Genomic DNA, 25,751 nt, shown 5'->3' with positions numbered 1-25,751 from the left:
GATGCCCACCCTGGTCGTCGCCGGACACGGCATGGTCGCCCACCGGCTCGTGGAGGCGGTGCGCGCGGAAGACCCCTCCGGCAACTGGCGCGTCGTCGTCCTGTCCGAGGAGCCGCGCCCGGCGTACGACCGGGTGGCGCTCACGTCCTACGTGGACACCTGGGACCCGGCTTCGCTGGCGCTGCCCGGGTCGGACTACGCGGGTGATTCCCTGGTGGATCTCCGGCTGGGCGAACTGGCGGTTTCGGTCGACCGGAACGCGAAGACGGTCACCACGGCCTCCGGCGACGTCGTTTCCTACGACGCGTTGGTGCTGGCGACCGGCTCGCGGCCGTTCGTGCCGCCGGTGCCCGGCCACGACCTGCCCGGGTGCTTCGTCTACCGGACCATCGAGGACCTCGACGCGATCCGCGCGGCGGCCGTCGAAAAGCCGGGCCGCGGCCGGCGCTCGGCCGTCGTCATCGGCGGTGGCCTGCTCGGCCTGGAAGCGGCGAAGGCGTTGCGGGACATGGGTCTTTCCCCGCACGTCGTCGAGATGGCGCCGCGGCTGATGCCGTTGCAGGTCGACGAGGGCGGTGGGTCGCTGCTGCGGCGGCTCATCACGAACCTCGACGTGACCGTCCACACGGGAACGTCGACCGACGCCATCGAGGCGGACGGCTCGCGGCTGCTGGCTCGTCTCGGGAACGGCACCGAACTGGACGTCGACCTGGTCGTCTTCTCGGCCGGTGTCCGGCCGCGGGACGACCTGGCCCGCCAGTCGGGCCTCGAAGTCGGCCCGCGCGGCGGTGTGCTGACCGACGCTTCCTGCCGGACCAGTGATCCCGCGGTGTACGCGATCGGTGAATGCGCCGCCGTCGAGGGGCGCGTGTACGGCATCGTGGCGCCCGGGTACGCGATGGCGGAGATCGTCGCCGCCCAGCTCACCGGCGGGGCCGGCGAGTTCCCGGAGCCGGACACGTCGACGAAGCTGAAGCTGATGGGTGTCGACGTGGCGTCCTTCGGGGACGCGCACGCGAAGACGGAAGGCGCGCTGGAAGTCGCCGTCAACGACGCGGTCGCCGGGACGTACAAGAAGCTCGTCGTCACCGACGACGGCAAGACGCTGCTCGGTGGCGTGCTGGTCGGCGACGCGACCGAGTACAACACGTTGCGCGCGCTGGTCGGCCGTCCGCTGCCGGCCGAGCCGGGCGCGATCCTCGCCCCGGCCGGCGGCGGCGCCGCGGTCGGCGTCGACGCGCTGCCCGATGCGGCGCAGATTTGTTCGTGCAATGCGGTTTCCAAGGGCGCGATCACCCGTGCGATCCACGAGGACGGCTGCGACACCGTCCCCAAGCTGAAGGCGTGCACCCGCGCCGGCACCGCGTGCGGCTCGTGCGTCCCGCTGCTCGGCAAGCTGCTGAGCGCGGCCGGCGTCGAGCAGTCGAAGGCCTTGTGCGAACACTTCACGCAGTCGCGCGCGGAACTGTTCGAGATCGTCCAGGCCACGCGGATCACGACGTTCAGCGAGCTGATCGGCCGGTACGGCTCGGGCAGCGGCTGCGCGATCTGCAAGCCGGCGGTGGCGTCCATCCTGGCCACCTTGGGCAACGGGCACGTGCTCGGCGGCGAGCAGATGACGTTGCAGGACACCAACGACCGGTTCCTGGCGAACCTGCAGCGCAACGGCACGTACTCCGTCGTCCCGCGGATCCCGGGCGGCGAGATCACGCCGGACAAGCTGATCGTGATCGGCGAGGTGGCCCGCGACTTCGGGCTGTACACCAAGATCACCGGCGGTCAGCGCATCGACCTGTTCGGGGCCACTGTGGACCAACTGCCGCTGATCTGGCGTCGGCTGGTCGACGCGGGCTTCGAATCCGGGCACGCGTACGGGAAGGCGCTGCGGACGGTCAAGTCGTGCGTCGGGTCGACGTGGTGCCGCTACGGCGTCCAGGACAGCGTCGGGCTGGCGATCGAGCTGGAGCTGCGTTACCGCGGCCTGCGGTCGCCGCACAAGCTCAAGTCGGCGGTCTCCGGGTGCGCGCGGGAGTGCGCGGAGGCGCGGAGCAAGGACTTCGGCATCATCGCCACGGAGAACGGCTGGAACCTCTACGTCGGCGGCAACGGTGGCACGACCCCACGCCACGCCGAACTGCTCGTGTCCGATGTGGACACCGAGACGCTGATCCGGACCATCGACCGGTTCCTGATGTTCTACGTGCGCACCGCCGACCGGCTGCAGCGGACGGCGCCGTGGATCGAGGAGCTGGAGGGCGGCCTCGACCACCTGCGCGCGGTGATCGTCGACGACTCGCTCGGCATCTGCGAGGACCTCGACGCGGCGATGGCCAAGCACGTCGACAACTACGCCGACGAGTGGAAGGGCGTCCTGGAGGACCCGGAGAAGCTGGCCCGGTTCACCTCGTTCGTCAACGCGCCGGGCACACCCGACCCGGCGATCTCGTTCCGCGAGGAGCGGCAGCAGAAAGTGCCCGTGATGCTGGGCGTTCCGGAGGTGCGCCGATGACGACGTCGATCGAACGGACCTGGACGGCGGTCTGCGCCGCCGAAGCCGTGCCGGAGTACGCGGGGGTCGCCGCCTTGCTCGACGGCGTGCAGGTGGCGATCTTCCACCTGCCGGGGGACCGCTGGTACGCACTGTCCAACTGGGACCCGTGCAGCGGCGCGGCGGTGCTCTCGCGCGGCATCGTCGGGGACGCGGCCGGGGTCCCGGTGGTCGCCTCGCCGGTCTACAAGGAACGGTTCGCGCTCGAAAGCGGACAGTGCCTGGACGCCGACGACGTCTCGATTCCGGTGTACGAGGTGCGCGTGCGAGAGGGCGTGGTCGAAGTGGAGAGCCCGTGACCGCTGTTCTCCCGCTGACCGGCTTCGTGGTCGGCATCACCGCGGCGCGCCGAGCGGACGAGCTCGGCGCGCTGCTGGTGCGCAAGGGGGCGAGCGTCCGCTACGGGCCGGCGATCCGGATCGTGCCGCTGACGGACGACACCGAGCTGCACACGGCGACGTCGATGCTGCTGGAGTCGCAGGTGGACGCGGTGGTGGCGACGACGGGCATCGGCTTCCGCGGCTGGCTGGAGGCGGCCGAGGGCTGGGGCCTCGGCGACGCTCTGCTGACGTGTCTTTCGTCCGCTTCGCTGCTGGCGCGCGGGCCGAAGGTGACCGGGGCGATCCGCGCGGCGGGGCTGTCGGAGGCGTACTCGCCGGCGTCGGAGAGCAACGCGGAACTGTTGCAGCACTTGCTGTCTTCGGACGTGGCGGGCAAGCGGATCGCGGTGCAGCTGCACGGCGAGCCGCTGCCGTATTTCGTGGACGCCCTGCGCGCGGCGGGGGCGGAGGTCATCGAGGTGTCGGTGTACCGCTGGGTCGGCCCGGTGGACCCGGGCCCGGTGGACCGGTTGCTGGACGGGGTGCTGGACGGGACGATCCACGCGCTGCCGTTCACGAGCGCGCCGGCGGTGGCCTCGCTGCTGGCGTTGGCCCGCCGCACGGGCCGCCTGCCGGGGTTGGTTTCGGCGCTGTCGGGCCCGGTGGTGGCGGCGTGCGTCGGCCCGATCACGGCAGGCCCGCTGGCGGCGCTGGGGGTGCCGACGGTCCAGCCGCACCGGGCGCGGATCGGCGCGTTGGCGCGGACGGTATCGGAGACGTTGCTGGCGCGGTCGCCCAGGTTTTCGGCGGGTGGGCTGTCGATCGAGCTGCGAGGACAGGCCGCGGTGGTGGACGGCGAGTGGCGCGAGGTGGCCCCGGCACCGATGGCGTTGCTGCGTGCGTTGGCGGCTTCCCCGGGGCGCGTGGTGTCGCGGCGAGAGCTGATTTCGGCGTTGCCCGGGGGCGGGGAGGAGCACGCGGTGGAGACCGCGATCGGGCGGCTGCGGACTTCCCTGGGGGGCGGGAAGGTCGTGCAGACGGTGGTCAAGCGGGGGTACCGGCTGGCCGTGGACGCCTGAGCCGCGTGTCAGCGGCCGTGTCAGGGCGGTGGCTCTTCGCTGTCAGCCGCACCCGTGATGGTGGCTTCAACACCGAACACGAGCCACCAGGAGAACACGATGCAGAACTTCGCCACCACCGCCCCGATCACCGCCGTCCTCGACATCCCCGCGGGCCGCGTCCGGCTCGTCGCCGGCGACCTGGCCGAGACCACCGTCGACATCCTGCCCGCCGATCCCGCCAAGAGCCGGGACGTCAAGGCCGCCGAGCAGGTCAAGGTCGAGTTCCAGGGCGGTGTCCTGCGGATCGAAGGCGCGGTGAAGAACCAGTACTTCGGCCCGTCCGGCTCGCTGGACGTGACCGTCCACCTGCCCGCCGGCTCGGACGTCCGCGCCAAGGCCGCCAGCGTCGCGCTGCGGGGTGTCGGGCGGCTCGGGGACGTCACCGTCGAAGGCGCGCACGGTGAGGCCGTCTTCGACGAGGTCGCGAGCCTCCGCCTCACCGCCCACGCCGGCGACGTCTCGGTCGGGCGCCTCACCGGCCCGGCGGAGGTCAGCACCGGCAAGGGCGACATCCGGATCGCCGAAGCCGTGCGCGGTGCCCTCGTGCTGAGCACCCAGGCCGGCGACATCACCGTCGGCGCGGCCGCCGGTGTCTCCGCGTCCCTCGACGCCGGCACCACCTACGGCCGGATCCGCAACTCCCTCAAGAACACCGAGGGCGCCGCGGACCTGACCATCCGCGCGACCACCGCGTACGGCGACATCGACGCCGCCGGCCGGTAAGCCTTCAGCCCACCCAGGAGACGGCGTGCTTCTCGAACCCCCGGGCCGCCGCCACCCGCTCCGCCTCGGCTTCCGCTTCCTCGCGGACCGCCGGGCGGAGCGGGTCGAACGCCGTCACCGTGAACGTCAGCTTCGCGCCGCTGCCCTTCGTGCGCCACGTGCCCGCGATGTCGCCGTCCGCGATGAGCACGCCCGGGTTGCCCAGCATCTTCCAGACCTCCTTGCGGCGCGCCGGGTCCGGGACCAGCAACGCCTTGTCTCGGGCCTGGATGAACGGGTCCAGCGGCGGCAGCAGCCGCACCACCTCCGGCTCCGGCGGGTTCTCCAGCGCCGCCACGCGGTCCGCCGGCAGGTAGCGGGTCTTGCCGTCGACCTGCACCGACGCCAGGTCCGCCGGCCACGTCTTGCCGACCACCGCGCGGGCCGTCCCCGCGAACTCGGCGGCTTCGCCCGGCGAGGCGGGACCGTTCAGGCGCAGGTACGACTCGACCACCGCCGTCGCCGCGGCGACATCGGGTGTCTTGCGCATCCGGCCCCGGCCCTCCAGCGGCGCCAACGTCGCCGGGGACGCGCCGGCCACCAGCCGGACCCCCGCGTGGGGTGTCGCGATGCGCATCAGCTGCTCGTGGATGTGCGTCGCGTTGCAGCCGCGGCACCAGCGGGCGAACTCCGGCGGCAGCTTCTTCGTCACTGCCGTCGACACTGCGCCCTTCGTCATCGGTTCCTTGACCACCGCGCGGAGGGCGGCCGCCGCCGTGAAGACCACTTCGGACGCCGCGAGGCCGGTCGCCGCCAGTTCCTTGCGCTGCCAGAGCATCCGGGCCAGCGCGTCCGCGTCGTCCAGCGGGACCAGCGCCCGGATCACCTCGGGCAGGTCCGTGCGGAGGTGGTAGTGCGGCGCGCCGCGCAGCGTCCACGCGAGCACCAGCCGCTCGTCGTCCACAAGGGACACGTCGCCGTCGAGCCGGGCGGCGAGGGCCAGCAACGCCGTGTCGCGCATGCTGTCCTGCAGCCCGGCCCGGACGACCGCGAGGTCGGCCACGTCCCGCGCGGTGCGGTGCAGCCCGTGCTCGGCGATGCGGTAGGCGAGTACCTGACGACGGTCCACTTGCGACTCCTAGAACGCGTACTCGAACGTGTAGCCCACCTTGTCCACGCCGGTCGCGCCGCCGGCGGTCCCGCCGCCGGTCAGGCCGGCCAGCCCGCCGGTGGCCGAGCCGGGGACGACCTTGAACGTCGAGGCGAAGCCCTTGGCGTCGAACGTGTACTCGTGGCGCACGATGAACGTCCCTTCGCGACCGTCGACCTTGCCTTCGAAGCGCTCGAAGCTCGGCGACGTCGTCTGCCCGCTGTCGTAGCCCTCGCCCGCGTAGTACAGCAGAAGGTCGCAGATCGACTCACCCTCGATGACGCCCTCGTATGCGAACGTGACGTGCGCGTAGGCCACCCGCGGGCCGCCCTCGACGCCGCTGACGATCTTCTCGTCCCAGTTCTTCGTCATGAATTCGTTCATGGGGACCACCCTGCCGGGCATACCTGTCAGCTTGTGTCAGGTATTTCTGCCAAACTGGGATCCATGCGCGCCAGCCGGCTCCTGTCCGTCCTCCTGCTGCTGCAGAACCGCGGCCGGATGACGGCCGAAGAGCTGGCCGAGGAGCTCGAGGTCTCGGTGCGCACGGTCTACCGGGACATCGACGCGCTGTCGGCGTCCGGCGTCCCGGTGTACGCCGACCGCGGCCGGACCGGTGGGTACCGCCTGGTCGACGGCTACCGCACCCGGCTGACCGGGATGACCGAGGAGGAGGCGCAGTCGCTGTCGCTGGCGGGGCTGCCCGTCGCGGCGGCCGAGCTCGGGCTGGGCACCGTCCTGGCCGCGGCGCAGCTCAAGCTGTACGCCGCGCTGCCGCAGGAGCTGCGCGACCGAGCCGGCCGCGTCGCCGAGCGGTTCTACCTGGACGTCCCCGGCTGGCACCGGGGCATCGAAAGCCTGCCGGCGCTGTCGGCGATCGCCGACGCCGTCTGGTCGTCGCACCGGATCCGCATCCGCTACGAACGCTGGGGACAGCGCGTGGTCGAGCGGGACGTCGACCCGCTGGGCCTGATCCTGAAAGCGGGCAACTGGTACCTCGCGGCCCGCTGTGAAGGCACCGACCGGACCTACCGGATCTCGCGCGTGCTGGAGCTGACCGACCTGGGCGAGGAGTTCGAGCGCCCCGTCGGGTTCGACCTCGCCGCCTATTGGCAGGAGTGGTCCGAGCAGTTCGAACGCCGGATGTTCCCGCGGGTCGCGGTGGTGCGGCTGTCGCCTCGGGCGCAGGCTCTCGTACCGTTCTACGCGGGTTCGGTCGGCGCCCGCGCGCTGCGCGAGGCGACCGGGGAGCCCGACGCGGACGGCTGGCTCACCGTGGAGCTGCCGGTGGAGCCGGGCGAACCGGCCATCGGCGAACTGCTGCGGTTCGGGCCGCACCTGGAGGTTCTCGAACCGGCGGACCTGCGTGCGGAGCTGGCGGAAGCGATCGAGGAGATGGGCGCGTTCTATGGGTGAGCTGAGCGGGATCGCGATCGGGGTGACGGCCGAACGCCGGGCGGAGGACTTCATCGAGGCCCTCGAACGCCACGGCGCCGACGTCCGCCACGCGCCGACGATCACGATCGTGCCCCTGGACACCGACCCGGAGCTGCGCGCGGCCACCTCGACGCTCGTCGCGGCGCCGATCGACTTCACGGTGGTGACGACGGGAGCGGGCTTCCGCGGCTGGCTCGCCGCGGCTTCGGACTGGGGGCTGCGCTCGCCGCTGTTGGAGCGGTTGGGGGAGTCGCGGATCTACGCGCGCGGGCCGAAGGCGGTCGGTGCGGTTCGTGGTGCGGGGCTGCGCGAGTCCTTTTCGGCCGAGTCGGAGTCCAATGCGGAACTGTTCGGTTCGCTCGCTTGCGCGGGTGTTTCGGGGGCGCGGATCGCGGTCCAGCTGCACGGGACGCCGCTGCCGGAGCACACGGCGCCGCTGGTCGCGGCCGGGGCTTCGCTGGTCGAGCTGCAGCCGTACCGGTGGTATTCCCCGCCGGACGTGACGCCGGTGCACGAGCTGATCGACGCGGCGGTGGCCGGTTCGCTGGGGGCGCTGGCTTTCACGAGCGCTCCGGCGGCGGCGAACTTTCTGACTTTGGCCCGGGAGTACGGGCGGTACGACGAGTTGCTTGCCGCTTTGCGGGGGCCGTTGGTGGTCGCGTGCGTGGGCCCGGTGACGGCGGCGCCGCTGGAGGAAGCGGGCGTCGAGACGCTGCAGCCGGACCGTCAGCGTCTCGGCGCCCTGGTGAAGCTGCTGGTCACGACCCTTTCGCGGCCGGGCTAGCGCCCCAATGCGGCCTTGGTTGCGTCAGACGCACCGAAGGCCGCCTTGGGTGCGTCAGACGCACCGAAGGCCACATTGGGGCGCTTGGGCTCAGTCCTCGTCGGCCGGTGCATCGCCTGCTTCGGCCGCTCGGACCGCTTCCCGGCTCGCCGCTTCTTCGCTGATCCCTTGCCGCCAGTAGCCGGTGAAGCAGATCCGCCGCTTGTCGACTTCTCGCTCGCGCACCAAATGGCGACGCACCAGCTTCACGACACCCGCTTCGCCCGACACCCACGCGTACGGCGCTCCGCCGGGGAAGCTCGCCGCGCGCACCGCGTCGAGCAGCGCCTCGCCCATCGGGCGCGCCCCGCGGACCAGCCAGTGGACTTCGACCGCTCCGCGCGTCTCGAACGTCTGACGCTCTTCGCGCTCCGACACCTCGATGTACGCCGAAGCGCGCGTGCCGGCCGGGAGCCGCTCGATGATCGCGCCGATCGCGGGCAGCGCCGTTTCGTCGCCGACCAGCAGCTGCCAGTCCGTGCTGCCGGGCACGTCGTACAGCCCGTACGGCCCGGTGAACGCCACGCGGTCGCCCGGTGTCGCGCGCGTCGCCCACGCCGAGGCCGGCCCGGTGTCGCCGTGCAGCGCGAAATCGACGTCGATCTCCATCGACGCGGGCCGGTGCGCCCGGACCGTGTACGTGCGCATCGGCGGCCGGACGTCGTCCGGCATCGCCAGGTACATGCGGTACCACGACATGACGTCGGAGCCGGTCTCCGGCAGCCTCGGCTCCTCCTGGCCGGGCTGCGGGAAGAAGACCTTGACGTACTGGTCCGGCGCCCCGGGCGGCACTTCGCGGAAGCTCGCCGACTCGAACGTCACGCGCACCATCTGCGGCGTGATCGGCCGGACCGCGGTCACCCGGGCCCGGTGGTACGTCAAAGCCGGCCGCTCCACCTGTGTCGTCATTAGGCGAGGCTAACCTAAAAATCAGCGATCAGAACAGTCCCTCCTCACCGGGATCTTCGTCACCGTCGGGCTTCCAGCGGTACTTCCTCAGGTCGACGCGCTGGCCGTCGGCCAGCACGCCCTCCGCGCGCAGCCGTTCGAGCTGGTCGTGCACCAGGTGCGGCGCCGGAGTCCCGTTCGCGCGCAGGATCCGGTGCCACGGCAGGTCGTGCCCGTCCTCGGCCAGGATGGCGCCGACCATCCGCGGCGAGGGCGCGCCGGCGAGCGCTGCGATGTCGCCGTACGTGGCCACCGTGCCGGCCGGCACCGACTCGATGATCTCCCGCACGCGCTCGTGCAGAACGTCGTCCATGCCCCTACTGTGCCGCACACCACCGACACTTTTCGTGCCGCCCGCCGCACGCTGCGGCACCTTCGCCGAACGTGCGCGCGTTAAGGCGTGCCGGTGCGCCACCCGGGTGAGCGGGCGTGGTTCCATCGCTGGGTGAACGCGAGGCGAACGGGGCGGGCGGACGCGCGGCTGGTGCGCCCGCCGATCACCGACGCACCCACGTTCACCTGGGACGACGGTGCCCGGCGCGTGCTCTCCGCACCCGGGGGATTCCGCCGCGTGCTCGGCGGTCCCGGCACCGGCAAGACGTCGCTGCTCGCGTCGGCCGCCACCCGCCGCATCGCCGAGGGAGCCGACCCGGAGAGCGTGCTGGTGCTCACCACGTCCCGCAAGGCGGCGGACGCGCTGCGCGCCGACATCACCCGGCGGCTCACCTTCGACCCCGAGCAGGCGCGGCCGCTGCCCCGCACCGTCCGCGAACCGCTCGTCCGCACGGTCCACTCGTACGCGTACTCGCTGCTGCGGCTGGAAGCGATGGCCGAGGAGCTCCCGCCGCCGCGGCTGCTCGCCGGCGCCGAGCAGGACGTCGTCGTCCGCGAGCTGCTGGCCGGCGACCTCGACGAGGAGGCCGGGTACTGGCCCGAGCAGCTGCGGCCGGCGCTGCTGGTCCCCGGGTTCGCCGAGGAGCTGCGCGACCTGCTGATGCGCGCCGCCGAGCGCGGGCTGGGCCCGGAGGACCTCGCCGAGCTGGGCCGGCGCCGCGGGCGCGAGGAGTGGATCGCCGCCGGGCAGTTCTGGGCGCAGTACGAGGAGGTCACGCAGCTGCAGGGCGCGGGCGGCAACGCCCTCGGCGTGGCGAGCGCGCCCGCGCTGGACGCCGCCGAGCTGGTCACCTCCGCGCTGCTCGCCCTCGAGGACGACGACGAGCTCCGGATGCGCGAGCGCACCCGCGTGCGGCACCTGTTCGTCGACGACGCCCACCACCTCGACCCGCTGCAGACCAGCCTGGTCCGGGTGATCGGGCACACCGCGGCGGAGTTCGTCGTCGCCGGCGACCCGGACCAGAACGTGTTCTCCTTCCGCGGCGCGGACGCGAGCCTGTTCGCCGACGCCGACCCGGACGGCAGCCGGACCGTCACGCTCACGACGTCGCACCGGCTCGCCCCGGCTGTCCGCCTGGCCGTGGCGAAGATCGGCGCGACGCTGCCGGGCGCGTCGCAGCACCGCAAGATCCTCCCGCCCGCGGGGGCTTCCGGCGGGAACGTGCGGGTCCGCGTGATGCCGACCCCGGCGGCCGAGGCCAGCTGGATCGCCGACCAGCTGCGCCGCGCGCACCTCGTCGACGGCGTGCCATGGTCGGAGATCGCGGTGCTCGTCCGGTCGCCGGCCCGGACTTTCCTGGTGCTGCAACGGGCATTGCGTGCCGCCGGCGTCCCGATCGGCTCGGCGACCGAGGAGCTGCCGCTGGCGCGCCAGCCCGCGGTGCGGCCACTGCTGGCCGTGCTGAAGCTCGCGCCCGCGCCCGAACTCCTCGACGTCGACCTCGCCGAGATGCTGCTGTCGTCGGCGCTCGGCGGCGCGGATCCCTTGGCGTTGCGCCGGTTGCGTCGTGGTCTGCGGCGGCTCGAACTGGCCGGCGGCGGCCAGCGGTCGAGCGACGAGCTGCTCGTCGAAGCCTTGCGCGGCGGGGACATCCTCGCCGGGCTCGCGGACGCCGAGGCCGAGCCGGTGCGGCGGGTCGGCGGGCTGCTGCGCGTCACGCACCAGGCCGTGGCGCGCGGTGACGGCGTCGAGCAGGTGCTGTGGCAGCTCTGGACCGAAAGCCGGCTTCAGGACAAGCTGCTGAAGCAGGTCGAACGCGGGGGATCGCTGGGGGCGCAGGCCGACCGCGACCTCGACGCCGTCGTGGCGCTGTTCGACGCCGCCGGCCGGTACGTCGACCGGCTGCCGCGGGCGAGCGTCGCGTCCTTCGCGGATTACCTTGGAGCGCAACAGATCGCCGGTGACACGCTCGCGCCGGCGGCCGTGCCTTCGGACGGCGTCTCGCTGCTCACCGCGCACGCGGCCGCGGGTCGCGAGTGGACGGTCGTCGCCGTCGCCGGTGTCCAAGAAGGAGCGTGGCCGGACCTGCGGCTGCGGGGATCCGTGCTGGGCGTGGAACGGCTCAAGGACCTGATGTCCGGTGTGGACGACGACGCCGTCTCCCAGACCGCGCCGATCCTGGCCGAAGAGCGGCGGTTGTTCTACCTGGCGATGAGCCGGGCGAAGCAGACGCTGCTCGTCACGGCGGTGTCCGGCGAGGACGAACAGCCGTCGCGGTTCCTCGACGACCTCGAGGAGAACGGCGCCGACGACGGCGGCCTCGACTCGCGGATGAAGCCGCCCGGGCGGTCGCTGGTGCTGGCCGAGCTGGTGGGGGAGCTGCGTGAGGTCGTCTGCGACGACAAGGCCGACCCGGTACGCCGGCGTCGCGCGGCCAAGCAGCTGGCGAGGCTGGCGGACGCGAAGGTGCCCGGCGCGCATCCGTCCACTTGGTACGGCCTGCTGCCGGCGTCGACCGACGAGCCGGTGCACCGGCCCGGCGACCTGGTCCGGATCTCACCGTCCACAGTGGAAATCCTGACGAAGTGCCCGCTGCGCTGGATGATCGAGCGTCACGGCGGCTCCGACCCGGCGCAGCTGGCCGCGGTCACCGGGACGCTGGTGCACGGGCTGGCGCAGGCGGTGGCGTCCGGGCGCACGGACGCCGAGCTGCAGGCGGCGCTGGACGAGGCGTGGGTGCGCGTCGACGCCGGGGCGCCGTGGTTTTCCCGCCGGGAGCGGCGGCGGGTCGAGCAGATGCTGCAGAACTTCGTGACGTGGCTGGAGCGCAGCCGCGCGGAGCTGAAGGCGGCGGGGGTCGAGCAGGACATCGAGGTCGAGCTGCCGGCCGGCGGCGAGGACGAGGTCCGCGTGCTGCTGCGCGGCCGGGTCGACCGGGTGGAGCTGGACGCCGACGGGCGGCCGGTGATCGTCGACATCAAGACGGGCAAGGTCCCGGTGTCGGGCGCGGACGCCGAGGCGCACCCGCAGCTGGCGGCGTACCAGCTCGCGGTGCTGCTGGGGGCGATCAAGGGCAGCAACGAGCCCGGCGGCGCGCGGCTGGTTTACGTCGCGAAGGCGAACAACAAGACGGGGTCGACCGAGCGGTCCCAGCCACCGTTGGACGAGGTGGGCGGCAAGCAGTGGCTGGAGCTGGTCCGCGACGCGGCGGCTTCGGCGGCGGGGCCGGATTACCAGGCGCAGGAGAACCCGGACTGCGATCGGTGCCCGGCGCGTGGGTGCTGCCCGCTGCGGCCGGAGGGCAGGCAGGTGCCGGGCCCGTGACCCAGCCGAGCACGATGCCCGCGGCAGGCGCGCCGAACTCCCGCCCCGGTGTCTTGAATGAGTCATTCAGGACCCCGGAGGTCCTGAATGACTCATTCAAGACGTTGCCGGGGCGCTGTGGGGTGGGCGCGTGAGCCCGCTCGTCATCGCCAATCCCGTCGAGCCCGCCGAACTCGCCGATGCCCTCGGGCTGCACCGGCCGACCCCCGAACAAGCCACCGTCATCGCCGCGCCCGTCGAACCGTCCCTCGTCGTCGCCGGGGCGGGCGCCGGGAAGACCGAAACCATGGCCGCGCGCGTCGTCTGGCTCGTGGCCAACGGGATCGTCAGCCCCGATCGCGTCCTCGGCCTGACCTTCACCCGGAAAGCCGCGCGCCAGCTCGGCGAACGCGTCCGCGCGCGGCTGAGACGGCTCGCCGGCTCCGGGCTGCTCGACCGGCTCGATCCCTCCGGCGGCCTGCGGTCCACTGTGGTCGCCGGCGAGCCGACCGTCCTCACCTACCACGCCTACGCCGGCCGCCTCCTCTCCGAACACGGCCTCCGGCTTCCTGTCCAACCCGGCGTGCGGTTGCTGTCCGAAACGTCATCGTGGCAGATCGCGCACCGGGTCGTGTCCACTTGGGACAACGAGCTCGACACCGACCGCGTGCCGCCGACCGTCACCGCGGACCTCCTGCAGCTGGCCGGCGAACTCGGCGAGCACCTCGTCTCGGTCGACCAGCTCGCCGAGTACACGACGTGGATGTGCCGCGTCATCGAGAACGCCCCGCGCGCCAAAGGGCAACGGGCCGCGCTCCCGCAGAAGCTCACCGAAATCATGGCCGCGCAGCACTTCCGGCTCGCGCTGCTGCCGCTCGTCGAGGACTACCACCGCCGCAAGCGCAACGAAGGCGCCCTCGACTTCGCCGACCAGATGTCGCTGGCCGCCCAGCTGGCCAGCGGCTACCCGTCGGTCGTGCGTGGCGAACGGGAACGCTTCGGCGCCGTCCTGCTCGACGAGTACCAGGACACCGGGCACGCCCAGCGCGTCCTGCTGCGGGCGCTGTTCGGCGGCGTCGAGAACCAGCCGATGCCCGTGACCGCGGTCGGCGACCCCGCGCAGGCCATCTACGGCTGGCGCGGGGCCAGCGCGGCCAACCTGCCCCGCTTCACCACGGACTTCCCGCGCCACGACGGAGAAAGCCTGGTCCCCGCGCACGACTTCGGCCTGCTGACGAGCTTCCGCAACCCGCCGGAGATCCTCGACCTCGCCAACGCGATCGCCGAACCCCTGCGGGCGCGCGGCCTCGGCGTCGAACGGCTGCGGGCGCGTGACGGCGCCGGTCCGGCGGACATCGCGGCCGCGCTGCTGCCGGACATCCGCGCCGAGCGCGAGTGGGTGGCCGATGCGATGGCGCGGCGGTGGCACACCCGGCAAGAGGAGACCGGGAAGCCGCCGACGGCCGCCGTGCTCGTGCGGCGCCGGGCCGACATGGCGCCCATCGCCGCCGAACTGCGGGCCCGCGGATTGCCGGTGGAGGTCGTCGGGCTCGGCGGGCTGCTCGACGAGCCCGAGGTCGCCGACCTCGTGTCGACGCTCAAGGTGCTCGCCGACCCGTTGTCGGGCAGCGCGGCGGCCCGGCTGCTGACCGGTGCGCGCTGGCGGCTCGCGGCCGCCGACGTCGCCGCGCTGTGGCGGCGGGCCGGCGAACTTTCCAGTCCGGAGAAGGCAACGGACGAGCCGGAACTGGTCGTGGAGCGCGTCGAGCAGGCCGGGCTGATCGACGCGATCGACGAGCCGGGGGCGCCGGAGCGGTACTCCGAAGAGGGGTACAAGCGCATCCGGCGGATCGGCTGGGAGCTCGCGGCGCTGCGGCGGCGGCTCGACCAGTCGCTGCCGGAGCTCGTCGCCGACGTCGAACGCACGATGCTCCTCGACGTCGAATCGCTGGCGCGCCCGGGATCCGCCGGGCGCGCGCACCTGGACGCGTTCGCCGAAGTCGTCACCGACTACGCCGAAACGGCACCGACCGCGACGCTGTTGTCCTTTGTGGACTACCTGAACACCGCCGCGCACGCCGAAGACGGGCTGACGCCGGGCGAGGTCGAGGTCGTGCCGGACCGCGTGCAGGTGCTGACCGTACACTCGGCGAAGGGCCTCGAATGGGAGGTGGTCGCCGTCCCGCACCTGGTGCAGGACGTCTTCCCGGGCCGGCGGCGGTCGTCGTCGTGGCTGCGGACCGCGACGTCGCTGCCCGCCGCGTTGCGCGGTGACTCGCAGGACCTGCCGGAGCTGCGGATCGCGGAAGGCTACGACCGCAAGGAAGTCCAAGAAGGACTGGAGCTGCACGAAGCCGGGTTCGTCGAACGGGAACAGGCGGAGGAGCGGCGGCTCTGCTACGTCGCGCTGACGCGGTCCGAGCACGCGCTGATCGTTTCCGGGCACTGGTGGAACGAAAGCAGCAGCCGGTACAAGGGGCCGTCGGAGTTCCTGACCGAGATCGGCGACGTCCTCCGCGAGACCGGCGCCGGGCAGCTCGCGGAGTGGGCGCCGGAGCCCGAAAAAGAAGACGAGAACCCGCTGGTCTCCGACTCGAGGAAGGGGCGCTGGCCCGTCGATCCGCTCGCCGACCGCCGTACCGGCGTGCAGACCGGCGTGGAACTGGTCTCCGAAGCGATGGCCACTGTGGACGAAGAAGAGTCCGAAGAGGACGACCCGGACGGCTGGCTGACCGACACCGACGTCCTGCTCGAGGAGTGGGCGCGCAAGGACGACCACGTCCACCGGGTCCCGCTGCCGTCGCGGCTTTCGGTGAGCCAGCTGGTCAAGCTGGCCGACGACGCGGGCAAGCTGGCGGCGGACCTGCGCCGCCCGCTCCCGGTGGAGCCCAACAGCTTCGCCCGCCGCGGCACGGAGTTCCACGGCTGGCTGGAGCGCCGCTTCTCGGGCGACCAGCTGATCGAGATCGACGACCTCCCGGGCGCGGCCGACTTCGGTGAAGCCCCGGACGCGGACTTCGAAGAGCTGCAGGCGGAGTTCGAGAAGAGCGAGTGGGCCACGCGGGTGCCGCACGCGGTGGAGGTGTCGTTCACGGCCGACGTCGAGGGCATCACCCTGCGCGGCCGGATGGACGCGGTGTTCCAGAACCCGGACGGCACGTGGGAGGTCGTCGACTGGAAGACGGGCTCGGTGCCGCCGGAGTCGAGGCAGCCGGCGCTGGCGGTCCAGCTGGCGGCCTACCGGATGGCGTGGGCCGCGCTGAAGAACGTCCCGGTGGAGCGGGTCGGCGCGGCGTTCCACTACGTCCGCGCGAACCGCACGATCCGCCCGGCCGACCTCCTGGACCCCGAGGGCCTCCGGCGGCTGCTGCGGGACATCCCGGAAGCGTGACGGGAGGGCGGGTCGAAGTCGCGGTGGCGTGGTCGGCGGCTCCGCCGACGTCCTGAATGACTCATTCAGGTCTTGGGAGGTCCTGAATGACTCATTCAAGACGCTCCGGCTGCGTCAGGCGCGGTCGCGGACCTTGAGCGCCCAGGTGATCAGCGGCCACTGCAGCGGCAACCGGGCCCACGCGAGCGCGCGGCGCGGGGCCGGGGCGGAAGACGCGTCCAGCGCCATCTTCACGTTCCCCGGGAACACCCCCAGGAACAGCAGCGCCGCCGCCAGCCCGCCCAGCCGGCGCGTCCGCGGGACCGCCACCGCGGCCCCGATCGCCAGCTCGGCCGCGCCCGACCCGTACGTCCACGCCCGCCGCGACCCCGGCAGCGAGGCCGGGATCAGCCCGTCGAACGGCTTCGGGACGGCGAAGTGCAGGACGCCCATCGTGCCCAGCACGCCGGCCAGTACGTGGGCCGGTCGTTGTGAGTTGGCCATGATCTGATCGTTCCACGCGGCGGCCGGGTACTCCGTTCGGCTATCCTCCGGGCGTGAGTGACGCTCGACACCCGCCGCTGGGAGCGGGTGCATGAAGGCCCTGAAGCGGTTGCCGCTGGGCAGTCTCACCGATCGGCCGGACCACGAGCTCGTCGGCGTGCTGCGCATGCCCGAGCTGACCGTCAGCCCGCTCCGCTCGATCTTGAAGCGGATCATCGGCGCCCTGCTCGCGCTGCTGGCCACGGTGGTCATCGTGTACGTCGACCGCGACGGCTACCGCGACGCCAACGGTGACGGCCTGTCCTTCCTGGACAGCCTGTACTACGCGACCGTCTCGCTGTCGACGACCGGCTACGGCGACATCGCGCCCGCCACGTCGTCCGCCCGCCTGGTGAACGTGCTGGTGATCACCCCGCTGCGGGTGCTCTTCCTCATCGTCCTGGTCGGGACCACCCTGGAGGTGCTCACCGAGCGCTCCCGGCAGGCGTTCAAGATCCAGAAGTGGAGGACGAAGGTGCGCGACCACACGGTCGTCGTCGGGTTCGGCACCAAGGGCCGGTCCGCCGTCAACGCGCTGCTCGGCGACGAGAACGTCGCCCCCGGTCAGATCGTCGTCGTCGACACCGACCAGCAGGCCCTCGACGCGGCGAGCGCGCTCGGCCTCGTCGCCGTGCACGGCTCGGCCACCCGGTCCGACGTCCTGCGCGTCGCCGCGGTGCAGCACGCCCGCGCGGTCGTCGTCGCCCCGAACCGCGACGACACGGCGGTCCTCGTCACGCTCACCGCCCGCGAGCTGGCGCCCAAGGCACACATCGTCGCGTCGGTGCGGGAGGCGGAGAACGTCCACCTGCTCAAGCAGTCGGGTGCCAACCAGGTCGTCGTCTCCAGTGAGACGGCCGGGCGGCTGCTCGGCATGGCGACGTCGACGCCGCTGGTCGTCGACATCATGGAGGACCTGCTCACGCCCGAGTCGGGCCTGGCGATCGCCGAGCGGCCGGTCGAGCCGTCCGAAGAGGGCGGTTCGCCGCGGCACCTGTCCGACCTGGTCCTCGGCCTGGTCCGCGACGGCGTCCTGTACCGCGTGGACTCCCCTCAGGCCGACGCCATCGAGCCCGGAGACAAGCTGCTCTACGTCAAGAAGGTGACCCAGGCGGAGAAGATCGAGCAGCGCTGAGGCGGCCTGGGATTCGGCCCGGGGATCTGGAACCATGGCGAGGTGCCCCCGCGATCCCTCGCCCTGAAGTGGCCCACGGTGGCGATCCCCGCCGCGGCGGGCGTGCTCGTCGTGCTGCTGGCCTGGCTGGCCGGGCCCGGGTTGCTGGGCATCTCCAACGACGACCTGGGCGCGCCGGTACAGGCAGAGGTCACCAAGCCCGCGCCGTGTGACCGGCCGGACGCCGTCGAGACCGTGAAGTTCACCGTCGCGGGCAAGACGCACGAGGGCACGCTGAACGGCTGCGGGCACGGCCAGAACGAGCGCGTCGAGGTCGGCGTGCCGGACGTGCTGCCGGACCAGGGCACGGTCACCGTCCGGGCCGCGGACACCTCCGCCGGGGCGTCGGACGCGCGGCGCCCGGTCGGCCTGTTCCTGCTGGTGTTCGCCTGCTTCTCCGGCGGGATGTTCGCCTACCTCTGGCTGAGCATCCCGCTGCGGCCCAAAACCGCTAGCTGACCTCGGACGACGGCGCCGCGAAGGTGTTGCAGTCGGCGATCCGGTTGCTCGTCGCCCCTGCCCGCCACCAGGACGCGTAGTGCGCGTTCGTCCCGTGGTCGTGGCTGCGGGAGGTGTTGTCGCCGCGGGTCTCCTGGTCGTTCCAGGCCTTGTTGTACATGTCGCGGCTGATCGTGCCGCCCTGGTCGACGTGCGCGCCGAGGAACATGCCCGAGAAGCACTGGGCCTGCAGCTCCTTGCGCCGCGACATCTCCAGCCCGGCCGGGCTGTTCTGGCCGGCCTCGTAGATCTTCTGCCAGGCCGCGTCCATCAGCCCGGCGACCTCCTGGACGTGGTGGCCGTACTCGTGGGCGAACAGGGCCAGGTAGACGCCGGGGTTGTTGCCGTACTGGTCGGTCTGCAGCCCGCGGAACGGGACGTACAGGTTGTTTTCGCAGTAGTACGCGGCGGTCGCGATGCCGACCTGGATGGTGCCGCACTCGGTCTCGAAGCTCGCGCCCGTCGGGAAGTGCAGCGCCGGCGGGGTGAACGGCAGGTGGTAGGCCTCGAGGAACGGGCCCCACGCCGCGTCGAGGCACTTGCTCGCGGCGGTGAAGAACGCTTCCGCGCCGTCCTGCGTGCTCTGCCAGGCGGGGAGGTTGCAGACGCGGTTCTGCAGGCCGGCGTTCGGGTCCTGCAGGATCGGGTGGTCGGCCAGCTTGAGAATCTTCTGCGGGCCGGTCGGGCTGGGCGTCGACAGCTCGGACGTCGGAGGCGACGCCGACGCGGGCGCGCCCGCGCCCCCGGGCAGCTGCGAGGGGAGGTCCTGGGACGTCGGCGTGTCGCGGAAGTTCGCGTTGGCCGGCGGCGTCTCGCCGCGGTTGAGGGCCACGATCGCGACCAGCCCGAGCACCAGCACGGCCACGGCCCCGAGGCACACGCCGATCACGGCCGCCGGGGAGCGGCGTCGCGGCGCGGAGACGGTGTGAGGACGGCCCAGCCAGGGAAGATCCGGTTGCGCATCCGGCACCGGCGGCGGCTGGACGGTCCCGCGAGGCGGTACCCGGCCGTGGGGCGGTTGCGTCACTAGGCAGTCCCGAAGGGTCTCGGTACGGACCGGGGGTACCCGATCCCGCCATTCAGCATATCGGGGGAACGGGGCCTCTCGCACCCGTCCGTGCGCACGGTGTCACCGCGCGCGGACGTCACCCCAGGTCTGGCCGGGTGCAACGGGCTCTGAAAGAGTGTGGGCAAGCAGGCACTGCAGGCGAGGGGCTTCGATGACAGACACCGGTGGCGCGCCCGGCGGCCAGGGCGACGACACGCCGACACCCAGCCAGGGCGTCCCCCAGATTCCCGCCCCCGGAACGGGTGATCCGAAGCCCGCCGAAGACCACTCCGCGTCACCGGCGACGCCGCCGCGCGGGTGGCAGCCGCCGGACGCCCCGGCGAGCCCCGGACCGGCGACGCCGCCGGGCTGGGAACGCCCGGCTCCGCCGCCCCCGCACGGCGGCCAACCGCAGTGGGGTCCCCAGCCGCAGTACCAGCAGGTCCCGCCGTACCAGCAGCAACGGCCCTGGAGCCCGCACGGGCTCGGCAAGCCCGGCGTGATCGCGCTGCGGCCGCTCAACATCGGCGACATCCTCGACGGCGCGATCACCACGATCCGCCGCTACCCGCTGGTGGTCCTCGGCATCGGCGCGGTGGTCGCGGTGATCACCGCCGCTCTCAGCTTCGTCGTGCAGAAATTCGTCTTCGCCGACCTGCAGAACCTGGCCACGACCGCCGAGCTCGGCCCGGGTGCGACGGAGGAGGAGCTGCGCAACGCCGTGTTCGGCGCGTTCGGGGACGTGCTGATCGCCGTGCTGCCGACGGCACTGCTCACGACGTTGCTGACGACGGTGGCGAACGGCTTGCTGGCCGCGGTGATGGGCCGCGCGGCGCTGGGCCGGGAAGTCACCTTCGGCGTCGCGTGGCGCGAGGTGCAGCCGCGGCTGCTGCCGTTGCTGGGCGTCGGGTTCGTCTACTCGATCGCCACCACGATCGGCGTGATGCTGTGCATCGTCCCCGGCGTCGTCGCCTACGTGTTCTGGGCGCTCGCCAGCCCGGCGCTCGTCCTGGAGCGCGGCACGTTCCGGCAGGCGTTCTCGCGGTCGGTGAGGCTGGTCAGCGGCTCGTTCTGGCGGGTGTTCGGCATCCTGCTGCTGGCCGGGGTGATCGAGTACCTGGTCAACAACATCATCCAGCTGCCGTTCAGCCTCGGCAGCGGCCTGTTCAGCGGGCTCTTCAACCCGTCGGCGCAGGTGGTCGTGCCCGGCACCGGCGACCTGCTGCTGCAGTCGGTGGGCCAGATCATCTCCGGCACCATCGCCACGCCGTTCGTCGCGCTGGTGACCGTGATCGTCTACCTGGACCAGCGGATGCGCCGCGAGGGCATGGACATCGAGCTGGCGCGGGCGGCCGGCGTCCAGCCGCCGCAGGCATGGTGACGCTGCTGCTCACCGACGTCCCGGTCGACATCGACCGGGACTCAGCCCGCCGCGCCGCCGCGGAGGAGCTGTCCGACCCGAAGTACCAGGCCGCCCGGCCGGGTCCGTTGCAGGAGTTCGGGCAGTGGCTCGGCGAGCAGGTCCAGAAGCTGCTGAACGGCGTGTCGAACGTCGTCCCGGGCGGGATCTTCGGGGTATTGCTGGTCCTCGTCGTGCTGATCGTGCTCGTCGTGGTGGTCCGGCTGCGCACCGGCAAGATCGCCCGCTCGTCCCGGGCCGACCGGGTCGTCTTCGGCGGGAAGCGGCAGAGCGCGGACGACTACCGTCGCGCGGCCGCCGAAGCCGCGGCGGCCGGCCGATACGACGACGCCGTCCGCGACCGTTTCCGCGCCGTCGTGCGGGCCCTGGAGGAACGCGCGCTGCTCGACGCCCGTTCCGGCCGGACGGCCGACGAAGCCGCTGCCGAGGCCGGGGTGCTGCTGCCGAACGTAGCCGCGGACCTGCGGCAGGGCGCGCGGCTCTTCGACGACGTCCACTACGGCGGCCGCGCAGGCACCGAAACCGCCTACCGCACGCTGACCGAGCTGGACGAGCGTTGCCGCCGTGAACGTCCGATCGCCATGGCGGCCTCGTGAGCACCTCTATATCGCCGGACGTGCGCCGGATCTGGCGCGGCGCGCGGATCCCCCTGGGCTTGGTGCTGCTCGTGTTCGCCGCCGGTGCCCTGCTGCTGCTCGGCCGCGGCGAGCAGACCCACGGCGCGCTCGAGCCCGGCTCCTACGAACCCGGCGGCGCGCACGCGCTCGCGAAACTCCTGGACGATCAAGGCGTCGACGTCCGCGTAGCGCACTCGATGGCCGAAGCGGACGCGGCCGTCCGCGAAGACGCGACGCTGCTGGTCACCCAGCCGGACCTGGTCCCGGCCAAGCGGCTCGACGCGCTGCGGCAGCACGCCGCCGACGTCGTCCTCGTGACGCCGGGAGCGCCGACGCTGCAGGATTCGCTGCCGCTGGTGCAGCCGGTCGGCCAGAGCGACGTCGGCACGCTGCGCCCGGAGTGCACGGTCGCCGCGGCGGTCGCGGCCGGCGACGTCACCCTCGGCGGGATCGGCTACGCCTCGCCCGGCGCGCGGTCGTGCTACCCCGGCGAAGACGGCGGCGGCACGCTGCTGCAGCTCGCCGACTCCGGCGGCACGACGACGCTGCTCGGCTCGTCGGCGCCCTTGACGAACGCCCGGCTCGCCGACGACGGCAACGCGGCGCTGAGCCTGCGCCTGCTCGGGCAGCACCCGACGCTGGTCTGGTACCTGCCGTCGACGGCCGACCCCGGGCTCGACGACACCCGCAAGTCGATCTTCGACCTGATCCCGGACGGCTGGTACTACGGTGCCGGGCAGGCCATCATCGCCGTCGCGCTGCTGGCGCTGTGGCGGGCGCGCCGGCTCGGCCCGGTGGTCACCGAGCCGCTGCCGATCGTCGTCCGCGCGGCCGAGACGGCGGAAGGCCGCGCCCGGCTGTACCGGCGGGCGAAGGCCGCGGACCACGCGGGCGAGACGCTGCGGGAGGCGTCGCGGACCCGGCTGCGGACCGTGCTCGGCCTGCCGCGCGACGCCGACGCGGCCGCGCTGGTGCAGTCGGTGAGCGAACGGACCGGCCGGCCGGCGAACGAGATCGGCGCGGTGCTCTACGGCCCGCCGGTGCCGGACGACCCGGCGCTGGTTCGGCTGGCCGGCGAACTGGACGGGGTGGAACGAGAGGTGGGGCGAACTTGACCAGCGAGAACGCGACGGGGGCCCGGGACGCGCTGATCGCGCTGCGCGCCGAGGTCGGCAAGGCCGTCGTCGGCAACGACGCCGCCGTCACCGGGCTGATCCTGGCGCTGCTGTGCCGCGGGCACGTGCTGCTCGAAGGCGTCCCGGGGGTGGCGAAGACGCTGCTGGTGCGGGCACTGGCCGCGGCGCTGGACCTGGAGACCACGCGCGTGCAGTTCACGCCGGACCTGATGCCCGGCGACGTCACCGGCTCCATCGTCTACGACGCCCACAGCGGCGAGTTCTCCTTCCGCGAGGGGCCGGTGTTCACGAACCTGCTGCTCGCCGACGAGATCAACCGGACGCCGCCGAAGACGCAGTCGTCGCTGCTGGAGGCGATGGAGGAGCGGCAGGTCTCGCTCGACGGCAAGTCGCGGCCGCTGCCCGACCCGTTCATCGTGATCGCCACGCAGAACCCGGTGGAGTACGAGGGCACCTACCCGCTGCCGGAGGCGCAGCTGGACCGGTTCCTGCTGAAGCTGACGATGCCGGCGCCGTCGCGCGAGGACGAGATCGGCATTCTTTGGCGGCACGCGCAGGGTTTCGACCCGCGCAACCTCGCCGCGGCGGGGCTCAAGGCGGTCGCCGGGGCCACCGAACTCGCGGCGGCGCGCGAAGCCGTGGCGCGCGTGACGATCGGGCCCGAGGTGATCGGGTACGTCGTCGACCTGTGCCGGGCGACGCGGCAGCTGCCGTCGGTGCGGATCGGCGTTTCTCCCCGTGGAGCCACGGCGTTGCTCGCGGTGACCCGCGCCTGGGCGTGGCTCGCCGGGCGCGACTACGCGACGCCCGACGACGTCAAGGCGCTGGCCAGGCCCGCGCTGCGGCATCGCTTGGACGTCCGGCCGGAGGCCGAGCTGGAAGGCGTCACCGCGGACGGCGTCCTCGACCGCGTGCTCGCGTCCGTGCCCGTGCCGCGCTGACATGGCCGTCACCGGAAGGCTCGGGCTGCTCGCGCTGTTCGGCGCGCTGGTGGTCGGGCTGCTCGCGCCGTCGGATCTCGGGATCCTGGCGGTCGGCGGGGTGCTCCTGCTGCTCGTGGTCGTCGACCTCGTGCTGGCGGGAAGCGTGCGGCCGCTGGTGTTCCGGCGGTCGGGCGACACGTCGGTGCGGCTCGGCGAGCCGTGCGAGGTGACGCTGGTCGTCGCCAACCCCGGCCGGCGTGCGGTGCGGGGTTTGCTGCGGGACGCGTGGCCGCCCAGCGCCGGTGCTGACGACCGGCACGCGCTGCGCGTTCCGCCGGGGGAGCGCCGGGCGTTGGTGACCGCGTTGCGGCCGTCGCGGCGCGGCGACCGGATGGCGGCGCGCGTGACGGTCCGGTCGGTGGGGCCGTTGGGGGTGGCCGCGCGGCAGGGTTCGCACGAGGTGCCGTGGACCGTGCGCGTGCTGCCGCCGTTCCACAGCCGCAAGCACCTGCCGTCGCGGCTGGCGCGGCTGCAGCAGCTCGACGGCCGCAACGCGGTGCTGATCCGGGGTCAGGGCACGGAATTCGACTCGCTGCGCGAGTACGTGATCGGCGACGACGTCCGTTCGATCGACTGGCGCGCGACGGCGCGGGCGGCGGACGTCATGGTCCGCACGTGGCGTCCCGAGCGCGACCGGCACGTGGTGCTGGTGCTCGACACGGGCCGCGTGTCGGCGGGCCGGGTCGGCGACGCCCCGCGCCTGGACGCGGCGATGGACGCGGCGTTGCTGTTGGCAGCGTTGGCTTCCCGGGCCGGCGACCGCGTCGACCTGCTGGCGTACGACCGTCGGCTGCGCGCGGCGGTGCAGGGTTCGTCGGGGGCTTCGCTGCTGACGTCGCTGGTGAACGCGATGGCGCCTCTGGAACCTTCTCTGGTGGAGACGGACTCGCGGGGGATGGTCGCCGAGGTGCTCCAGCGCACGCGGCGCCGGGCGCTGGTCGTCCTGCTGACCGGGCTCGACGCGGCGCCGTTGGAGGAAGGGCTGTTCCCGGTGCTGAGTTCGCTGACCGCGCGGCACGAGCTGATCGTGGCGTCGGTGGCGGACCCGCGGGTGGCGGAGATGCTGGCCGGGCGCGACGACGCGGAAGCGGTGTACGACGCGGCGGCGGCATCGCGGACGGTGGCGGAACGGCAGCGCGTGACGGAACGCCTGGGGCGGCACGGGGTCAGCGTGGTGGACGCGGTGCCGGAGGAACTGCCGCCGGCGTTGGCGGACCGGTACCTGGCGCTGAAGGCCGCGGGGCGGCTCTAGGCCGCTTCGGGTAGGGCGTCCCCGGCGTCGCGCGCGTCGAGGTCGCCGACCTCGCCTTCCTTCGCCGCGCGCCTGCCCAACGTGAACACGTAGACCAGGAACAGCACCTCGACCAGCACGCCGATGCCCACACGGAGCCACGTCGGCCAGCCCGACGGCGTCACGAACGCTTCGATGATCCCCGTCACGAACAGCACGCACGCCAGCCCGAGCGCCATCACGACGACCGAGCGGCCCTGCTCGGCCAGTGCCGTCGTGCGGGACCGGCGGCCGGGGTCGACGACCGTCCAGCCGAGCTTCAGCCCGGTGCCCGCCGCGACGAACACCGCCGTCAGCTCCAGCAGGCCGTGGGGGAGCAGGAGGCCGATCATCACGTCGCCGCGGCCGGCCGCGCTCATCGCACCGATGATCACGCCCGCGTTCAGCGCGTTCATCCACAGCGCGCCGATCACCGGCAGGCCCAGCGCGACGCCGAGGAACAAGCACGTCGCCGCCACCCAGGCGTTGTTCGTCCACACGCGCGCGGCGAACGACGTCGCCGGGCCGGTCGAGTAGTAGGCCTCGGCGTCGCCGCCGGGCTTCGTCAGCTGGTTCAGCTCGTCGGCGCTCCCGAGCGACGCGCGGACGTGCGGGTCGCCGGCGACCCAGACGGCGATCACCGCCATCACCGCGATCGACACCAGCGCGGCCGGGATCCACCAGCGTCGCGAGAGGTAGACGGCGGCGGGGAAGCGGCGCGTGAAGAACAACGCGACTTCGCGCCACGCGGAGTTGTGCGACCCGGAAATGGCGCTCCGGCCGCGGGCGACCAGCCCGGACAGCCGGCTGACGAGCGCCGGATCGGGCGCGACCGAGCGGACGATCGACAGGTGCGTCGCGGTCCGCTGGTAGAGCGTCACCAGTTCGTCGGCCTCGGCACCGGTCAGCTTGCCGCCGCGGTGGGTCAGCTCGCCGAGCCGGTTCCACTCCGCCGTGTGCGTCGCGACGAAGACGTCCACATCCACACCGGTCACCCTATCCGGTC

At 72.8% G+C, this 25,751-nt stretch carries 22 protein-coding genes; 15 read left to right on the top strand and 7 right to left on the bottom strand.

Annotated features, from left to right (window positions below):
- The first annotated feature begins 1 nt into the window (after position 1).
- From nirB to ACERZO_RS45445, 4 genes are all read left to right on the top strand, one after another.
- Positions 2 to 2,509 (top strand): nitrite reductase large subunit NirB, encoded by a 2,508-nt coding sequence (nirB, locus tag ACERZO_RS45460; RefSeq protein WP_372672209.1) that lies wholly within the window; start codon positions 2 to 4, stop codon positions 2,507 to 2,509.
- On the top strand, positions 2,506 to 2,847 hold the full coding sequence (gene nirD, locus ACERZO_RS45455; RefSeq protein ID WP_372672208.1) for a nitrite reductase small subunit NirD: 342 nt from the start codon (positions 2,506 to 2,508) through the stop codon (positions 2,845 to 2,847). The genes nirB and nirD overlap by 4 nt, the downstream gene beginning before the upstream one ends.
- Positions 2,844 to 3,947 (top strand): uroporphyrinogen-III synthase, encoded by a 1,104-nt coding sequence (locus ACERZO_RS45450; RefSeq protein WP_372672207.1) that lies wholly within the window; start codon positions 2,844 to 2,846, stop codon positions 3,945 to 3,947. Before nirD ends, ACERZO_RS45450 begins: the two co-directional genes overlap by 4 nt.
- Positions 3,948 to 4,046: 99 nt before the next feature.
- Positions 4,047 to 4,712 carry a DUF4097 family beta strand repeat-containing protein gene (locus tag ACERZO_RS45445; protein ID WP_372672206.1) on the top strand — a complete coding sequence of 222 codons (666 nt, stop codon included), beginning with the start codon at positions 4,047 to 4,049 and terminating at the stop codon, positions 4,710 to 4,712.
- Positions 4,713 to 4,716: 4 nt separating this feature from the next.
- Here the strand turns inward: ACERZO_RS45445 and ACERZO_RS45440 are convergent, their stop codons facing one another.
- Together ACERZO_RS45440 and ACERZO_RS45435 are read right to left on the bottom strand one after the other, a co-directional pair.
- Positions 4,717 to 5,820: a DNA glycosylase AlkZ-like family protein gene (locus ACERZO_RS45440; protein WP_372672205.1), complete on the bottom strand. Its 1,104-nt coding sequence runs from the start codon at positions 5,818 to 5,820 to the stop codon at positions 4,717 to 4,719.
- Between the two features lie 9 nt (positions 5,821 to 5,829).
- Complete coding sequence (locus ACERZO_RS45435; protein WP_372672204.1) at positions 5,830 to 6,225, bottom strand: DUF3224 domain-containing protein; 396 nt, start codon at positions 6,223 to 6,225, stop codon at positions 5,830 to 5,832.
- A gap of 63 nt (positions 6,226 to 6,288) precedes the next feature.
- Between ACERZO_RS45435 and ACERZO_RS45430 the strand changes: the two genes are divergently transcribed.
- Together ACERZO_RS45430 and ACERZO_RS45425 are read left to right on the top strand one after the other, a co-directional pair.
- On the top strand, positions 6,289 to 7,257 hold the full coding sequence (locus ACERZO_RS45430) for a helix-turn-helix transcriptional regulator (RefSeq protein WP_372672203.1): 969 nt from the start codon (positions 6,289 to 6,291) through the stop codon (positions 7,255 to 7,257).
- Positions 7,250 to 8,062, top strand: a complete 813-nt coding sequence (locus ACERZO_RS45425; protein ID WP_372672202.1) for a uroporphyrinogen-III synthase — start codon at positions 7,250 to 7,252, stop codon at positions 8,060 to 8,062. Before ACERZO_RS45430 ends, ACERZO_RS45425 begins: the two co-directional genes overlap by 8 nt.
- 90 nt (positions 8,063 to 8,152) lie before the next feature.
- Here ACERZO_RS45425 and ACERZO_RS45420 read toward each other — a convergent pair whose 3' ends face one another.
- Both ACERZO_RS45420 and ACERZO_RS45415 read right to left on the bottom strand, forming a co-directional pair.
- On the bottom strand, positions 8,153 to 9,010 hold the full coding sequence (locus ACERZO_RS45420) for a siderophore-interacting protein (RefSeq protein ID WP_372672201.1): 858 nt from the start codon (positions 9,008 to 9,010) through the stop codon (positions 8,153 to 8,155).
- A gap of 28 nt (positions 9,011 to 9,038) precedes the next feature.
- Complete coding sequence (locus tag ACERZO_RS45415; protein WP_257923117.1) at positions 9,039 to 9,362, bottom strand: MGMT family protein; 324 nt, start codon at positions 9,360 to 9,362, stop codon at positions 9,039 to 9,041.
- Positions 9,363 to 9,533: 171 nt separating this feature from the next.
- On the opposite strand from ACERZO_RS45415, the gene ACERZO_RS45410 reads away from it, so the two are divergent.
- Entirely contained in the window at positions 9,534 to 12,707 is a 3,174-nt protein-coding gene (locus ACERZO_RS45410; protein WP_372672290.1) for an ATP-dependent helicase, read from the top strand.
- 130 nt (positions 12,708 to 12,837) lie between these two features.
- On the top strand, positions 12,838 to 16,077 hold the full coding sequence (locus ACERZO_RS45405) for an ATP-dependent helicase (RefSeq protein ID WP_372672200.1): 3,240 nt from the start codon (positions 12,838 to 12,840) through the stop codon (positions 16,075 to 16,077).
- A gap of 114 nt (positions 16,078 to 16,191) precedes the next feature.
- On the opposite strand, the gene ACERZO_RS45400 is transcribed toward ACERZO_RS45405, so the two are convergent.
- Positions 16,192 to 16,560 carry a DoxX family protein gene (locus ACERZO_RS45400; RefSeq protein WP_372672199.1) on the bottom strand — a complete coding sequence of 123 codons (369 nt, stop codon included), beginning with the start codon at positions 16,558 to 16,560 and terminating at the stop codon, positions 16,192 to 16,194.
- 91 nt (positions 16,561 to 16,651) lie between these two features.
- On the opposite strand from ACERZO_RS45400, the gene ACERZO_RS45395 reads away from it, so the two are divergent.
- Positions 16,652 to 17,734: a potassium channel family protein gene (locus ACERZO_RS45395; protein WP_372672198.1), complete on the top strand. Its 1,083-nt coding sequence runs from the start codon at positions 16,652 to 16,654 to the stop codon at positions 17,732 to 17,734.
- A 78-nt stretch (positions 17,735 to 17,812) separates the two neighbouring features.
- Positions 17,813 to 18,232, top strand: a complete 420-nt coding sequence (locus tag ACERZO_RS45390; protein WP_372672289.1) for a hypothetical protein — start codon at positions 17,813 to 17,815, stop codon at positions 18,230 to 18,232.
- Here ACERZO_RS45390 and ACERZO_RS45385 read toward each other — a convergent pair.
- Positions 18,225 to 19,241: a neutral zinc metallopeptidase gene (locus ACERZO_RS45385; RefSeq protein ID WP_372672197.1), complete on the bottom strand. Its 1,017-nt coding sequence runs from the start codon at positions 19,239 to 19,241 to the stop codon at positions 18,225 to 18,227. The genes ACERZO_RS45390 and ACERZO_RS45385 overlap by 8 nt on opposite strands.
- 250 nt (positions 19,242 to 19,491) lie before the next feature.
- Between ACERZO_RS45385 and ACERZO_RS45380 the strand changes: the two genes are divergently transcribed.
- Genes ACERZO_RS45380 through ACERZO_RS45360 form a run of 5 tightly spaced genes read left to right on the top strand, consistent with a single transcriptional unit; the run spans position 19,492 to position 24,727 of the window.
- On the top strand, positions 19,492 to 20,700 hold the full coding sequence (locus ACERZO_RS45380) for a hypothetical protein (RefSeq protein ID WP_372672196.1): 1,209 nt from the start codon (positions 19,492 to 19,494) through the stop codon (positions 20,698 to 20,700).
- The gene (locus ACERZO_RS45375) at positions 20,694 to 21,335 is read left to right on the top strand and encodes a DUF4129 domain-containing protein (RefSeq protein ID WP_372672195.1); all 642 of its coding nucleotides are present in this window, start codon (positions 20,694 to 20,696) and stop codon (positions 21,333 to 21,335) included. Before ACERZO_RS45380 ends, ACERZO_RS45375 begins: the two co-directional genes overlap by 7 nt.
- On the top strand, positions 21,332 to 22,471 hold the full coding sequence (locus tag ACERZO_RS45370) for a DUF4350 domain-containing protein (RefSeq protein ID WP_372672194.1): 1,140 nt from the start codon (positions 21,332 to 21,334) through the stop codon (positions 22,469 to 22,471). The genes ACERZO_RS45375 and ACERZO_RS45370 overlap by 4 nt, the downstream gene beginning before the upstream one ends.
- Positions 22,468 to 23,433, top strand: a complete 966-nt coding sequence (locus ACERZO_RS45365; protein WP_372672193.1) for an AAA family ATPase — start codon at positions 22,468 to 22,470, stop codon at positions 23,431 to 23,433. Before ACERZO_RS45370 ends, ACERZO_RS45365 begins: the two co-directional genes overlap by 4 nt.
- Before the next feature lies 1 nt (position 23,434).
- Positions 23,435 to 24,727: a DUF58 domain-containing protein gene (locus ACERZO_RS45360; protein ID WP_372672192.1), complete on the top strand. Its 1,293-nt coding sequence runs from the start codon at positions 23,435 to 23,437 to the stop codon at positions 24,725 to 24,727.
- Here ACERZO_RS45360 and ACERZO_RS45355 read toward each other — a convergent pair.
- Entirely contained in the window at positions 24,724 to 25,731 is a 1,008-nt protein-coding gene (locus ACERZO_RS45355) for a stage II sporulation protein M (protein WP_372672191.1), read from the bottom strand. The genes ACERZO_RS45360 and ACERZO_RS45355 overlap by 4 nt on opposite strands.
- Between the last annotated feature and the right edge of the window lie 20 nt (positions 25,732 to 25,751).

This window comes from Amycolatopsis kentuckyensis (assembly GCF_041679295.1).
GTDB lineage: Bacteria > Actinomycetota > Actinomycetes > Mycobacteriales > Pseudonocardiaceae > Amycolatopsis > Amycolatopsis kentuckyensis_A.
The sequence above is the reverse complement of the archived record's forward strand: the minus strand, read 5'-3'. Positions and strand labels throughout refer to the sequence as shown.